Source organism: Dyadobacter sp. HNCC25DJ186 (assembly GCF_056895235.1).
The window spans coordinates 848,499-861,420 of the sequence record NZ_JBXHAS010000003.1 but is presented as its reverse complement, the minus strand read 5'-3'; the positions used below and the strand labels follow the sequence as shown (position 1 = coordinate 861,420).

At 39.5% G+C, this 12,922-nt stretch carries 11 protein-coding genes; 8 read left to right on the top strand and 3 right to left on the bottom strand.

Annotated elements, in window-relative coordinates:
- The first annotated feature begins 102 nt into the window (after nucleotides 1-102).
- Together AC1XUO_RS13480 and AC1XUO_RS13475 are read left to right on the top strand one after the other, a co-directional pair.
- Nucleotides 103-786, top strand: coding sequence for a 3-keto-disaccharide hydrolase (locus tag AC1XUO_RS13480; RefSeq protein ID WP_483330337.1), 684 nt, complete (start codon nucleotides 103-105; stop codon nucleotides 784-786).
- A 116-nt stretch (nucleotides 787-902) separates the two neighbouring features.
- Entirely contained in the window at nucleotides 903-3,182 is a 2,280-nt protein-coding gene (locus AC1XUO_RS13475) for a tetratricopeptide repeat protein (protein WP_483330336.1), read from the top strand.
- A gap of 111 nt (nucleotides 3,183-3,293) precedes the next feature.
- Here AC1XUO_RS13475 and AC1XUO_RS13470 read toward each other — a convergent pair whose 3' ends face one another.
- The gene (locus tag AC1XUO_RS13470) at nucleotides 3,294-3,662 is read right to left on the bottom strand and encodes a response regulator (protein ID WP_483330335.1); all 369 of its coding nucleotides are present in this window, start codon (nucleotides 3,660-3,662) and stop codon (nucleotides 3,294-3,296) included.
- 407 nt (nucleotides 3,663-4,069) lie between these two features.
- Between AC1XUO_RS13470 and AC1XUO_RS13465 the strand changes: the two genes are divergently transcribed.
- On the top strand, nucleotides 4,070-4,357 hold the full coding sequence (locus AC1XUO_RS13465) for a YtxH domain-containing protein (protein WP_483330334.1): 288 nt from the start codon (nucleotides 4,070-4,072) through the stop codon (nucleotides 4,355-4,357).
- 61 nt (nucleotides 4,358-4,418) lie between these two features.
- Nucleotides 4,419-4,745 carry a hypothetical protein gene (locus tag AC1XUO_RS13460; protein ID WP_483330333.1) on the top strand — a complete coding sequence of 109 codons (327 nt, stop codon included), beginning with the start codon at nucleotides 4,419-4,421 and terminating at the stop codon, nucleotides 4,743-4,745.
- 12 nt (nucleotides 4,746-4,757) lie between these two features.
- Here the strand turns inward: AC1XUO_RS13460 and AC1XUO_RS13455 are convergent, their stop codons facing one another.
- Nucleotides 4,758-5,159 carry a response regulator gene (locus AC1XUO_RS13455; protein ID WP_483330332.1) on the bottom strand — a complete coding sequence of 134 codons (402 nt, stop codon included), beginning with the start codon at nucleotides 5,157-5,159 and terminating at the stop codon, nucleotides 4,758-4,760.
- 43 nt (nucleotides 5,160-5,202) lie between these two features.
- Nucleotides 5,203-6,669: a sensor histidine kinase gene (locus AC1XUO_RS13450; RefSeq protein ID WP_483330331.1), complete on the bottom strand. Its 1,467-nt coding sequence runs from the start codon at nucleotides 6,667-6,669 to the stop codon at nucleotides 5,203-5,205.
- A 253-nt stretch (nucleotides 6,670-6,922) separates the two neighbouring features.
- Here AC1XUO_RS13450 and rpoN point away from each other — a divergent pair, with 253 nt between their 5' ends.
- From rpoN to AC1XUO_RS13430, 4 genes are all read left to right on the top strand, one after another.
- A complete protein-coding gene (gene rpoN, locus AC1XUO_RS13445; protein ID WP_483330330.1) occupies nucleotides 6,923-8,374 on the top strand; it encodes an RNA polymerase factor sigma-54 in 1,452 nt (483 codons plus the stop codon).
- 22 nt (nucleotides 8,375-8,396) lie between these two features.
- Nucleotides 8,397-9,848 carry a sigma-54-dependent transcriptional regulator gene (locus AC1XUO_RS13440; RefSeq protein WP_483330329.1) on the top strand — a complete coding sequence of 484 codons (1,452 nt, stop codon included), beginning with the start codon at nucleotides 8,397-8,399 and terminating at the stop codon, nucleotides 9,846-9,848.
- Between the two features lie 4 nt (nucleotides 9,849-9,852).
- Nucleotides 9,853-11,349: a sensor histidine kinase gene (locus AC1XUO_RS13435; RefSeq protein WP_483330328.1), complete on the top strand. Its 1,497-nt coding sequence runs from the start codon at nucleotides 9,853-9,855 to the stop codon at nucleotides 11,347-11,349.
- Nucleotides 11,350-11,420: 71 nt separating this feature from the next.
- On the top strand, nucleotides 11,421-12,848 hold the full coding sequence (locus AC1XUO_RS13430) for a two-component system sensor histidine kinase NtrB (protein ID WP_483330327.1): 1,428 nt from the start codon (nucleotides 11,421-11,423) through the stop codon (nucleotides 12,846-12,848).
- Nucleotides 12,849-12,922: the final 74 nt, after the last annotated feature.

Sequence of the window (12,922 nt, the reverse complement as noted above, 5' to 3'; positions counted from 1 at the left end):
GTATTTTTTTGATCCGGGATACTTTTTTTGTTTCGGATCAATAAAAATAACATCCTCTATATGCTTAGAATTTCTTTACTTTCCCTGCTTCTTTGTTTCATTATGACAAAGTCCAACGCTCAAATCCTTAATACTTTAACGGCAAAGGAAAAGAAGGATGGCTGGAAGTTGTTATTCGACGGGAAAAATTTTAAAGGATGGCATGCATACGGCGGCACCAGCGTGGGGTCAGCCTGGATCGTTGAAGGTGGAGCGATCAAGCTAAATGTTCCGGAGCGATCTGGCAACAAGGCAAAAAATGGTGGTGACATTGTTATTGACGAGGCAGTTACCGGTGATTTTGAGTTTAAAGCAGAGTGGAAGGTGAGTAAGTATGCCAACAGCGGCATTTTCTTCTTCGTGACAGAATCGCCGAAATATAAAAATATGCATGATACCGGCCTTGAATTGCAGGTAATCGATGACAAGATTTATGAAGGTGCAAAAGAAAATACGCACCGCGCCAGCGACTTTTTTGGTATAGCCAATGCCCGTCTTCGCGAAGGAAATCCGGAAGGGGAGTGGAATCAAATTCATTTTATTGTCCGTAAAAATAAACTTACGGTGATCCAAAATGGTTTTATCGTCCAGGAACATGACCTCGCAGGGAAAGATTGGAAAGACAGGGTAGCAAAAAGCGGTTTAAAAGAAGCGCCGATCGCAAAAGGGAACTACGCCGGAAAAATTGGGCTGCAAGACTGGGGCAGTACAGTTTGGTATCGGAACATAAAACTGCTTCGGTTATAATTTTTTATATTATAAGAAAAAATTAAACTAAAACGTTATTATTGAACGGTGGGTAATTATTAATTGGTAATGTTCTTGATTTATAGTAGGTTAGTGACCTCGGTGTCTTATAAATCATGATAAGAAAAGTCGTCAGATCAGGTTGGAGGGTAGTATTTTCGATGGTGTTTATGGTACTTTTTAACCATCCCGCATCATCGCAGGATTTTAGTGTTTGTCAGCGAAACCTGAAAGATCTGCTCACAACCTTCAATCGCTCCTTTGAAGAAAATGATCCCGCTTTACTGAAATCCCCTGAATATCAGAGACAACTTCGCGAACTTCAAACAGAGTTTCTGAAATATCATAAGCTGTCGTATATGCCGATCGATTCGGTTCAAAGGCTTAATAATGAAGCAATAATTCTTGCACTTTCCGGAAGTTATCACAAATCTCTTCACATCATGGAAGCACTGGATCTGTCCGGTAAGGAAGTCCAGGCAAAATACAACCGTGGATTATTTAATTTGCTTAACCGGAAGTATGACGCAGCCAGAACAGATTTTACAGATACTCCCGCAAATTCCTTTGGTGTTTTGAACTCACTGGTATCGTACGGCAAGCAAAAAAAGTTCTCTGACGGGTTGTCATTTGCGCAGGGAAATCAACAAAAAAATTCTGCTGGTAAGTTTAATTTCAACATCGGGCTGATGCAAAAGCTGAGTGGTTTTTATCCCGAAGCTGTGGATGAATTTACGTCGGCTATTCGTCAGAAAGATGAATTAATGGCTTACAGATTGCAGCGTGGCGATCTTTATATGCGGACTGGGAACCAGAAAAAAGCAGTAAAAGATTTTGAAAAAGTGGCTCGAAACCATCCCAAAGCTCAGATCCGCTATGCCAATGCTTTGCTTTCAATAAATCAGTTCTCTAACGCACTTTCTATTTTTCAGAAATATTTGGAAAGTGAAGACAAAACTTTTCGTGGAGACGCTTACCTTGGAATTGCTCATTCCTATTATGGTTTAAACCAGGTCCGTGAAGCGCAGAAATATTACCGCATCGCTGCGACTGTTAAACGGGAAACGCCATCGCTGCTTTCGGGCATCGGCAATACACACCTGTCAAATCACGAGTATCAGCTGGCTTATAATTCTTTTGACCGCGCCATAAAAAAAGATACTTCCTACCTGCCTGCTTTTCTGGGAAGGGCAGTATCCCAGTACGGGATGAAAAAATTCGAACTTTGCCTACAGGATTTTAAAAAAGCAGAATCGCTAATGGATCCTGATAACAAGTTTTATGCGGATCTATTTGTTACCCGTGGTTTTGCCCGGTATTATTTGAAAAATTCAAAAGGAGCTCAGGAAGATTTTGCTGCTGCTATCCGGCTGGACGGAACGCGTTATGAAGCTCTGGCGGGCATGAGCAGCATTATGATTGATCAGAAAAGATTTTCTGAGGCAGGGCAATTTCTTGCAAAGGCACTGAACTATGAACAAAATTACGATCGGATGTGGAGCAATTACGGTAACCTGCTTTTACATTTTGATATGTTTAAAAAGGGGTATAATGTGTTCAAAAAAGCCATTTCCCTGAATCGTGAAAATATCAAAGCGCAGAATGGTTGGGGGGTTGTATTATTGGAAAATGATCAGCTCGACAAATCAATGGCACTTTTTGACAGCTTGGTCAAAGAAAACCCGGATCTTCCTTACTTACATAATAACCACGGCATCGTTCAGGCTTATCTGGGAAACCGTCACGAACAAAGGCGCCAGATCGAAGACGCAAACAATCGATACGATGGAGCCTTCAAGGATTTTCAGACAGCTATGCAAGTAGCCCCTTCCAGAAAGTTTTACAATGTCAATCAGGGAAATGTATACCGTTACTGGCAAAAGTATGAGGATGCGTCGTTGAGCTATCAAAGTTATCAGGACAAGAGCGCGCTGAATAACACAGCTGTAATGTATGCTGGTCAGCAACGAATGAAAGACGCTCAGTACTATCTCGGAGTTGCAATCCAGATTGACTCGCTGCACAGAGTTTTTCAGTATAATCTAGCTATTTTATTGAAGGGAAAACAACAGGAAATGATGAAACTTGTTGCATCAGCAGGAGATGATGGTCCATACTCTGATATTGCTATCAAATATAGTCGGGACGGGTTTGTGACGCTTTATTTGTACGACTACGAATATGACACGCTGGCATTTCAGGGGCGGCACTATATGCCTTTACCAGTTGCGGAATATAAAGAAGACTATTTTATTCCTGAATATGATTTTAAGCTAATTCCATATTCAAAAAAGAAGGATGCTCCGAAAAAGAAAGAGCCGGTATATAAATCTCAAAAAGTCAAGATGCCCGGCAGGAAGGGAAAAAGCGGAACCAAATGTCCCGTATTGAGTTAAAAACTACGCAAAGGATAATCTCAGATTTTTGTACATAAACCTCCACATGAGTGTGATTTTTGTGCTCATTATGGGAAATTGAAAGAGAATCTTGGGGAAATGGATATAAAATTAGCCTTCGTCAGAACCGAATAAACTTCTGACCTCTACAAAACTAATCGGCTTATCAAGAAAAAAGTCTGCTCCTTTTTTTAATGCTTCTTCGCGAAGATTTGTCATCGCACTCATCATTACTACTTTTCGATCATTCTCACTTCCTGATAGCTTGATCTGCTCAATTTCATTAATTCCTTTTCCATCTGGCAAGTTGTTGTCAATAAAGACCCATTGAGGATTTAATTGATTAATAAGGGCTTTTCCTTCAGTAAGTGTTGTAGCTATTTTAACGATATCAGGTGTCTTTACGTTAAGTTGTTTTACCAGAAAATTGCGCATCAATATCCCCAAATCTTTTTCATCTTCAATAATTACAATTTTCATGGCCAGAATTCTAAAGAGATTTAATTAACTATAAAATGCAAGTGTTTAGTTATGGAAAATTGAAACAAATGTGCGTTTTAGAACTCTGAATAACACATTTATAATTTATTATTTAACAATAATCTTGCCATCAATAAAAGCCAGTGTGCTACATTTCAGCAATAAACGATGCACTGAGCTGAAAGCTTACCCACATTGTAGAAACCGCTTCCAGAAATGTGTAGTAGTATGTTTGAGTTTTTAGGTGTGTCGGTTAATTTAATCTTTGAATAGTTATATTACTTATTATAACTTATTGAATTTCAATTAGTTGAAAATATTAAAATTTTGCAAGAAAAATCAGGAACAAGTTTTTAATATTTTTATTTATTAAAATTTAGATTATCATCATTTTTAAATCCATTGTCATGATAAACGGTAAAGTTTTTTGGGGAATTGTGACCGCTGCGGCGGCAGGTGCAGTTATAGGAATGTTATTCGCTCCTGAAGAAGGAACGCAAACAAGAAAGAAAATCAAGAAAAGAACCAATAGCCTGGCGAGTGAGCTAATTGACGCTCTTGAAAAAAGCAAAGCAAAAGTTGTAAGTTCAGCCGAAGAACTTAAAGACAAAGGGCAAAAATATAAGAGCGATCTTACAGAAAAAGCAGAAGATCTTGCGGATGATGCTGCTGATGAAGTAAACAGATATAACTAAGAAATTTAATCCGGGTAATCGTTTATCGGTTACCCGGGGTTTTTAAAATCGATCAGATCTTATGAAAAATACAGCCATCGAAAAAGCCGAGAAGTCATTCTTTTCAGCCGCATCTTTTACGAAGGACTTACTTTCGACTACGGCTCCGGGCGGAGTTGCCGGTAAAGGTGTTGAGCTTGGTATGGGTGCAATACTTGCTAAAACTGTATTAAAGCGACTTCCTGCTCCGTTTAACTTTTTGGCGCCAATCATTGTTGAAAAAGTTATCCTTAAATATGGCGTAGAAGAAGGCAGAGAGGTTTTGCTGAAAGGATTGCGATGGGTTAAAAAAGCAACGGATGAAACCGATGTTGACATACGTATTACAAAAGAAAATGTGGTCCTTTAATTAAGGATCACATTACCGGCTCCGCAACCAAAATTTATGTACATTAAATATGAGATCTTTCAGCTCTTCGTAACTGGAAGGTTTTACCAGATAACAATTTGCACCTAGTTGATATGAAGTCAATATATCGTCCGGGGCATTAGAAGTGCTAAACATGATAATAGGGACATGGTCCCATTTGTCATTTTTTCTTATTATTTTCAATACTTCCCGTCCATCTCTTTTAGGCATATTGAGATCGAGAAAAATTAAGTGAGGAGCATCCAGATTTTCATTGATATAATAGTCCAGTAATTGCTCGCCATCTTCAAAAAACGCAATTGTATTGATCAGATTATTATCTTCAAATGCAGCTTGAACAAGGAAACGATCATCGGCATCATCGTCTGCCATCAAGATTGATCCATTGTTCATAAGAGAAATTTTGACAGATTTTGGGTTTCGGAAGTCAATTTATTCATAACGTTTTTTTCTGGGGTGTAGAAGTCAGCATGGATTCTGTCGGCAAATATATGTAAAAATTTGACCCTTCACCTTCTGTGCTCTCAGCGAAAATATAGCCGTTATGGTTTGACACCACTCTTCTGCAAATCGCCAGTCCGATGCCCGTTCCTGCAAATTCAGTAGATGCATGCAGCCTTTTGAAGATAATAAAGATTTTATCGGCAAACTCCTTTTTAAATCCTATTCCATTATCAGCAAATTTAATCTGATGAAATTGAATATCCTGATGCGACGGTTTTGCACCGGGAATAATCTGGCCATCGACCAAACGATGCGTAATGCGAATAATAGGTCTCATATTTTCCTGATGATACTTTACAGAATTGGAAAGAAGGTTTTGAAAAAGCTGAACCATTTGGGAGCCAAAACCTTCAATGGAAGGCAATGTTTCACTGTGGATAGCAGCTTTATTCTCCATGATCATCTCAGATAGATTGGATTTGGCTTCTGCCAGTATTGTGTTCAGATTGATCCATTTGGAATCAGTACCGGTTCTGACTATTCTGGAAAATGATAGCAAGTCGTAAATTAGATTTTGCATTCTCTGCGCTGCACTATCAATTTTTACCAACATTTGGAAAGCCTCATCTTTTAGCTCCGACCGGTGTTTGTTTACGAGCCTGTCAGAAAATGAACGGATTTTTCGCAGAGGTTCCTGTAAGTCGTGAGATGCGACATAGGCAAATTGTTCCAATTCGCTATTGGATCGGTTCAGGTTTTCAATTTTGTTTTCAAGATCAATGCGGTAAAACCGATTTCGTTGTAATTCGCGGTCAAGGAGGATAAATGCAGAAGAAAGCAGAATTATGGCGACAAGCATGATAATCCAGTTGTAGCGATATACTTGCAGCATGTAATTGTCCCGGCTTTGGACGCGCGTATACATAAGCTGATTTTCGAGATTGTTCATTTCTGAAATCAGCTTTATCATCGAATCAGTTTCTTGATTTCTCTTTTTATAGAGCGCATTGACTGCAGCCGGATTGATCAGTGTGGCTGGCTGCGCGATCCGTTCCGTGTAATCGCGAAATTTTTCTATATGCTCGTGAAGGAAATTCATCCGTTTTTGCTGCGCACCATTTTCGGTAATCAGAGAATCAATTTTTCCGGCAATTTTCGGAACCGCACTAACAGCGGCAAGCGTTTTGTTTACATAGATGGTATCGTGTAGATATACGTAAGAATTTGCGTTGTGAGTTGTTTCATACACAGCCGATGAAAGCCTGTTGAGGCCACTTATTACCTGCTGTGTCCTATTTACTTTTTCTGAATAGGTGACCAGTTCCTGATTAATTTCATTGTAACTATATGAAAGTGCAATAATTAGTATCAGGGAAATGCCAAACAGAAACCGTGTAAGACGTGATAGTTGTTGCTCGGTAAGCTTTCGGTTTAGAAGACCGGAAGTAGATAGTTTCATATTTCAGGATTTGTGCGAAAAATCTACATTTCGTATTAATATACTCAGATTGTAGAAATATGTACGCAATATTTGCATTTTGCTAACTAAGGTTAAGTAAGTTAGGATAAAGTATAGTAAATTTAAAAGATGTACGCAGTAAGTCAACAAAAGGGACCCTTTTGATGTGAGTTTTCGGTTCGGCCGAACTATGCAGGTTTCAGTTTCAAACGATATCATTAAAGAGAACTTTTAATATTAGAATAATTGCTCTATGCAAAGACAAACGCAGACGCAACGACAGACCCTTAAATATTCTCCCCTCCAGATTCAGATGCTTAACCTATTGCATTTGACAACCATGGAGCTTGAACAAAGAATTAAAGAAGAATTAGAGGAAAATCCTATACTTGAAGAGGGCAAGGAGGAAACTGCATCAGAAGATCCTGTGGAAGAATTTCAGGATACAGATGACTCGGCGAGTTCCGGAGATGATGATTATCCGTCAGTACAGGACTATCAGGATTGGGACGAGTTCAGAGACGACGATATTCCTGATTACAAGACATATGCCAATAATCAATCTGCTGATAATGAATTGTATACGCGGCCTATGGTCGAGTCTATTTCTTTCAGAGATGATTTAAAACAGCAAGTTCATTTTTTGAGACTGGATGAAAGACAGCAGCTCGTGGCCGATTTTATTCTGGATTCTCTTGATGAAGATGGATTTTTGAGACGAGAAAGCGAAGTGATTGCTGATGACATTTCTTTTGCCAACAGCATGTTCATCGATACTGAGGAGGTTGAATTAATGCTCCGGGTGATTCAGCAGCTTGACCCTCCCGGAATTGCTGCAAAAGATCTGAGAGAATGTTTGTTAATTCAGCTGCAACGTATAGAAAACCAGGACGAATGCTGGGGCTGGGCTTACAAGATTGTTTCTGATACGTTTGATGAGTTAGGTTCGCGTAATTACGACAAAATAATGCGCGTTTTGGGAATCGATGAAGAATGTTTGAAAAAGGCCATTCAGCTGATTACCACACTTAATCCAAAACCTGCATCAGGACTTCGTAATGACAGCCTGGTAAATGAAAGCATCAAGCCGGATTTTATGCTTCGTTATATTGAAGACAGTGAAATTGAAGTACAGCTTACCTGGGGAAACAGCCCTGCCTTGCGCCTCAATAAGCTTTTTACTCAAATGGCAGAACAGAAAATTGATAAGGCGACTAATCAGTTTTTGAAAAACAAAATGAACTCCGCCAAGTGGTTTATTGATGCAATCAAACAACGTGAAAATACCATGTTGAGCACATTGAGAGCTATTGTTAAACTTCAATACGATTATTTCCAGACGGGAGATATCAAAAAATTAAGACCCATGATCCTGAAAGATGTGGCGGAGATTATCGATATGGATATCTCTACGGTATCGCGGGTTACGACAAATAAATACGTTCAGACACCTTTTGGTATTGTTTTATTAAAAGACCTCTTTACCGAAGGAGTTACCAATGAAGATGGAACGGAAGTATCTAACCGTGAAATTCAGGAGGCTATTCGGGAAATTACGGCGGCAGAAGATAAAAGACATCCCTTTAATGACCAGCAGATTACTGATTTGCTTTCAGAAAAAGGGTATTCAGTAGCGCGTCGTACAGTTGCCAAATACAGAGAGCAATTAAATATACCAACCGCCCGACTTCGGGTTACCATTTAATTAAGAAAGCACTTTATTCCACATGAAAAAAATAGTAGTGGTTGATGACGAAGCGGATATTTGCTTCCTTTTAAAAAGATTTTTATCTAAGAATGACTTTATAGTTGAAACAGCTCAAACCGGAAAAGACGGGCTGTTGTTAATTGAATCTTTTGAGCCTGACCTGGTAATGACCGACTTTCGCCTGGGAGATATCACAGGAACTGAGTTGTTGAATGCCATTAAATCAAAACGTCCTCATGTTCCCGTTCTGATCATTACCGGATACTCTGATATCAAAGTGGCTGTGAATGTGATGAAACTTGGAGCCTACGATTATATTACAAAACCTCTTTTCCCGGACGAAATCCTGGTGACTGTCAAAAAAGCTTTGGCAGATGCAGAGTCTGAAAAATCAGGAGATAATGAATATGTTGCAGGAAACACCGATGCCGTCACGGCTGTAAAACCTGGCCGCAAAACGACCCACAAAATGAAAGCGGGTTATGTGATGGGGCAAAGTGAGATTGCTGATAACTTGTTTCGTCAGGTTGACCTTGTGGCGCCAACTAATTTCAGCGTAATTATTTATGGTGAAAGTGGATCCGGGAAAGAGGCGATCGCGCATGAAATTCATAACCGTTCACGCAGAAAAGATATGCCGTTTGTGGCAATGGACTGCGGTGCAATATCGAAAGAACTTGCCGGAAGCGAACTTTTTGGTCATGAAAAAGGATCCTTTACCGGTGCGCTTCAAACAAAAATCGGGCATTTTGAAATGGCAAATGGTGGGACTTTGTTTTTGGACGAAGTTTCCAACTTGTCTTATGAAATCCAGGTGGCTTTGTTACGTGTTGTGCAGGAACGTAAAATGCGCAGAATCGGTGCTTCCAAAGAAATTGATCTGGATGTAAGGATTATCGTAGCGAGTAACGAAAGACTTTTGGATGCGGCCAGAAATGGTAAATTCAGAGAAGATCTTTATTACCGTTTCAATGAATTCACAATTGAGGTGCCGGCTTTGAGAAACCGAAAAGATGACCTTTTGCTGTTCGCAACGACATTTTTGGATACAACCAATGCGGAATTAGGCAAAAGCGTTAAAGGGTTTTCCGATGAGGTAATGAAGGATTTTGTAAATTATTCATGGCCGGGAAACTTGCGCGAATTGAAAAATGTGATCAAACGCGCCACCTTGCTTTCTGACGGTGAGTTTATTGAAGAAAAGTCACTGCCATTTGAAATCGTTAATTACAGCAAACTGAAAGATCTTGATGAAGAAATTTCAGCACCCGTTGTAACATCGCCAGTCACACAGGAAGCTGTGGAAACCGAGGATTCCAAGCCAAGTTTGAAAACTGTCGCGAATGAGGCAGAATATGATATGATTATGCAGGTATTACGTGACGTAAATTTTAATAAAAGTAAAGCTGCGCGTTTATTAAACATCGACCGTAAAACTTTGTATAACAAAATGAAACAATTTGATATTTAAGAAATTGGAAAATCAATTATCCCTTTTTTCATTTGAGGAGATTATAAATGCATCGACGACGGGGTTTATTGTTTGTAGTATAGTTGCTGAAAAAAGTGATACAAATTCCGGAGAATTAAGCTGCATTTATATAAATCCAACTGCTCAAAAGCTGACAGGAATAACTGAACTAACCGGGCTCACTGACAAATCAATTTTTGGCGACCATTCAGGTCTTAACAAAATAGATGTTTCCGGTAGCTTTAATTTCAAATTTGAAAAATCTGGCATCTGGTGCAGGATTACAAGGTCTTCGCATGGTGATAATTTTTTATATACGCTGACCGATATTTCTGTTGAAAAACAGAACGAGATTAAGGCTTCTCGTTTTCAGAAGCTATCTGAGGAAGCGGAAGAAACTATGGAATTTGGCAGCTGGATTTGGGACATTAAAACTTCTCAATTCGAGTTGACAGAGGGCATATATCGCCTGATGGGTTACAAGTCTGATGATTTGTTGTTGTCAAAATCAGATATCAATATTTTAAGGAAGAATATTCATCCGGATGATGTTGAAATGATCAAGGAGAAATTGACGAATGTTCTTGCTTATACAGATACGTATGTTCTGGAATTCAGGATTATCTCCGAAGACGGTCGGGAAAAGCATTTGTATGCCAAAGGCCATAACACGATTGACGAAAATACAGGAAATCCAATTTCTATTGGTACTGCTTTCAACGTTTCGATGCTTCGTGACATGCAGCGTGAGCTGGAACAGAAAGTAAGTGACCTTAACACATCCAATGCAGATCTGGAACAATTTGCCTATGTCGCCTCTCATGATCTGCAGGAACCTCTTCGCAAAATCGTGTCGTTTGGCGAGCGACTTGATACCAGGTCAAAGGATAGTCTGGATGATGAAAATCATTTGTACCTGGACAGGATTCTTAGTTCTTCCCGTAGAATGCAGAATATGATCAATAATCTGCTTGAATTTTCCAAAGTAACCAGTTCGTCAAAAATCTTCGAACCAACAGATCTTAATGAGATACTAAAAGCTACATTAAGTGATCTAGAAGTGACTATTCAAACCAGGAACGCGACTATTGAGGTCGATGATCTGCCTGTTATAGAGGCAAATCCAACGCAGATGTCTCAGCTTTTTTTAAACCTGATCTCAAATTCTTTAAAGTTTGCCAAAGCTGATACGGATCCGGTAATTTCCATAACAATAGCAGAGGTGCCTTTTGCGGAAATTTTGAAGCGAAAATTATCAGAAGAGATAAGTTATATCAAAATTATAGTTAAAGATAATGGGATTGGGTTTTCAGATGAAAACGCATCCCGGATTTTTACTATTTTCCAAAGGTTACGCGGACGTTCTGAATATGAAGGAGCTGGGATCGGGTTGGCGGTTTGCAAGAAGGTCGTGGAAGGACATCACGGAATTATCGATGCCTATGGGGTTCCTGATCAGGGAGCGACCTTTGAGATCATTCTTCCGGTAAGCCATTTTTAAACAATAAAAGACGTTTACCGTTTTTAATATATTAAACCAGTTAAAAGAATAAATATCAATTTCGGATTATAATGAATAGCAAAGTTATTAGCGTACTTCTGGTTGATGATGATGAAGATGACTATTTTCTAACCAGAGAATATTTTAGTGATCTGATTAATTGGAAATTCGATATTACCTGGTGCTCTACGTATAAGGAGGCTATTCATAATATTCAGAATAAGAAGTTTGATCTGTATTTCTTTGATTATTTGCTTGGTGAACGCAACGGTATTGACCTGATCGAGGAAGCCTGCACGCTGGAATGTGAAGAGCCCATTATTCTTTTGACAGGGAAAGGTGATACCAAAGTAGCAGTCGAGGCATTGAGGCTCGGCGCAGCAGATTATCTTATCAAAAACGAGCTTGATTCGGAGAAACTAGAACGTACCATCCGTTATGCGTTGGAACGTACATCTGTTTTGAAAGCCCTGCGCCACAGTGAGCGGAGATACAGGCGTGTTTTTGAGGAATCAAATGACTTTCTGTTCATCAGCGACCTTGAAGGTGTCATCACAGATTTTAATACATCAGCATGCACTTTGACAGGTTACTTACCCAAAGAACTGAAAAGTAAAAATATTCTTGAAATGGTGGACGATCCACTTTTCGGAAGTGTTTGGGAAGGAATCCAGGAAAGATCAATTCAGGATTTTGAAGTGCGTCTGGTAACCAATGACGGAGAGAAAAAATATTGCGTTTTCTCTGCATCCATGGAAATGGATGAGGATAATCCCTATGTCCAGGGGCGGTTACACGATATTACGGCAAGAAAGCAGTCGGAGCGGGAACGTTTGTTCTCTGAAAAACTGGCAGTTACAAGCCGCCTCGTACGAATGCTGGCGCATGAAGTTCGGAACCCGCTCACCAACGTAAACCTGTCGGCTGAACAGTTGGAAATGGAGCTGGTAGATGAAGATCAGAAATTTTATACCCAAATTATAAAACGGAACTGTACAAGGATCAATGATTTGATCACCCAATTATTACAGCCGTCGAGTTCTACGGATGTAAATCTTGTTGATCAATCAATTCATCAGGTTTTGGATGAAGCTATTGCAACTGCTTATGACCGTGTTCAGCTGAAAAGAATTCAAATCGTTAAGGTTTTCGCGGAAGAAGATTTTGCTATTCCCTTGGATTCAGTTTCCCTTCACATGGCATTTCTGAATTTGATCACGAATGCTATCGAAGCGATGGATGAAGATACCGGTGTGCTTAGAATTACTACGCGTTTACAGGCTGATTCTTTGCAAGTGATTTTTGCGGACAATGGCTCCGGGATCAGTGAAGAGAACATGGATAAAATATTCGAACCTTATTTTACCGGTAAGAAACATGGAATGGGACTTGGTTTGGCTACAACTTTAAATATTCTTCATACACATCACGGAAGAATCGACGTGCAATCTGAAGAAGGAGTGGGGACTACGTTTACGGTCAGTTTTTCCGGGAAATAAATTCTTATCTAAAGACTGATTCAATTAATAACAATAAACCCCGGACCAGCGCGAGTGAAGTCCGGGGTTTATTG

What these genes read in the sequence shown, in the direction of transcription:
- AC1XUO_RS13480 (WP_483330337.1), top strand. Translation starts at nt 103, where the DNA reads ATGACAAAGTCCAACGCTCAAATCCTTAATACTTTAACGGCAAAGGAA.
- AC1XUO_RS13475 (WP_483330336.1), top strand. Translation starts at nt 903, where the DNA reads ATGATAAGAAAAGTCGTCAGATCAGGTTGGAGGGTAGTATTTTCGATG.
- AC1XUO_RS13470 (WP_483330335.1), bottom strand. Translation starts at nt 3,662, where the DNA reads ATGAAAATTGTAATTATTGAAGATGAAAAAGATTTGGGGATATTGATG.
- AC1XUO_RS13465 (WP_483330334.1), top strand. Translation starts at nt 4,070, where the DNA reads ATGATAAACGGTAAAGTTTTTTGGGGAATTGTGACCGCTGCGGCGGCA.
- AC1XUO_RS13460 (WP_483330333.1), top strand. Translation starts at nt 4,419, where the DNA reads ATGAAAAATACAGCCATCGAAAAAGCCGAGAAGTCATTCTTTTCAGCC.
- AC1XUO_RS13455 (WP_483330332.1), bottom strand. Translation starts at nt 5,159, where the DNA reads ATGAACAATGGATCAATCTTGATGGCAGACGATGATGCCGATGATCGT.
- AC1XUO_RS13450 (WP_483330331.1), bottom strand. Translation starts at nt 6,669, where the DNA reads ATGAAACTATCTACTTCCGGTCTTCTAAACCGAAAGCTTACCGAGCAA.
- rpoN (WP_483330330.1), top strand. Translation starts at nt 6,923, where the DNA reads ATGCAAAGACAAACGCAGACGCAACGACAGACCCTTAAATATTCTCCC.
- AC1XUO_RS13440 (WP_483330329.1), top strand. Translation starts at nt 8,397, where the DNA reads ATGAAAAAAATAGTAGTGGTTGATGACGAAGCGGATATTTGCTTCCTT.
- AC1XUO_RS13430 (WP_483330327.1), top strand. Translation starts at nt 11,421, where the DNA reads ATGAATAGCAAAGTTATTAGCGTACTTCTGGTTGATGATGATGAAGAT.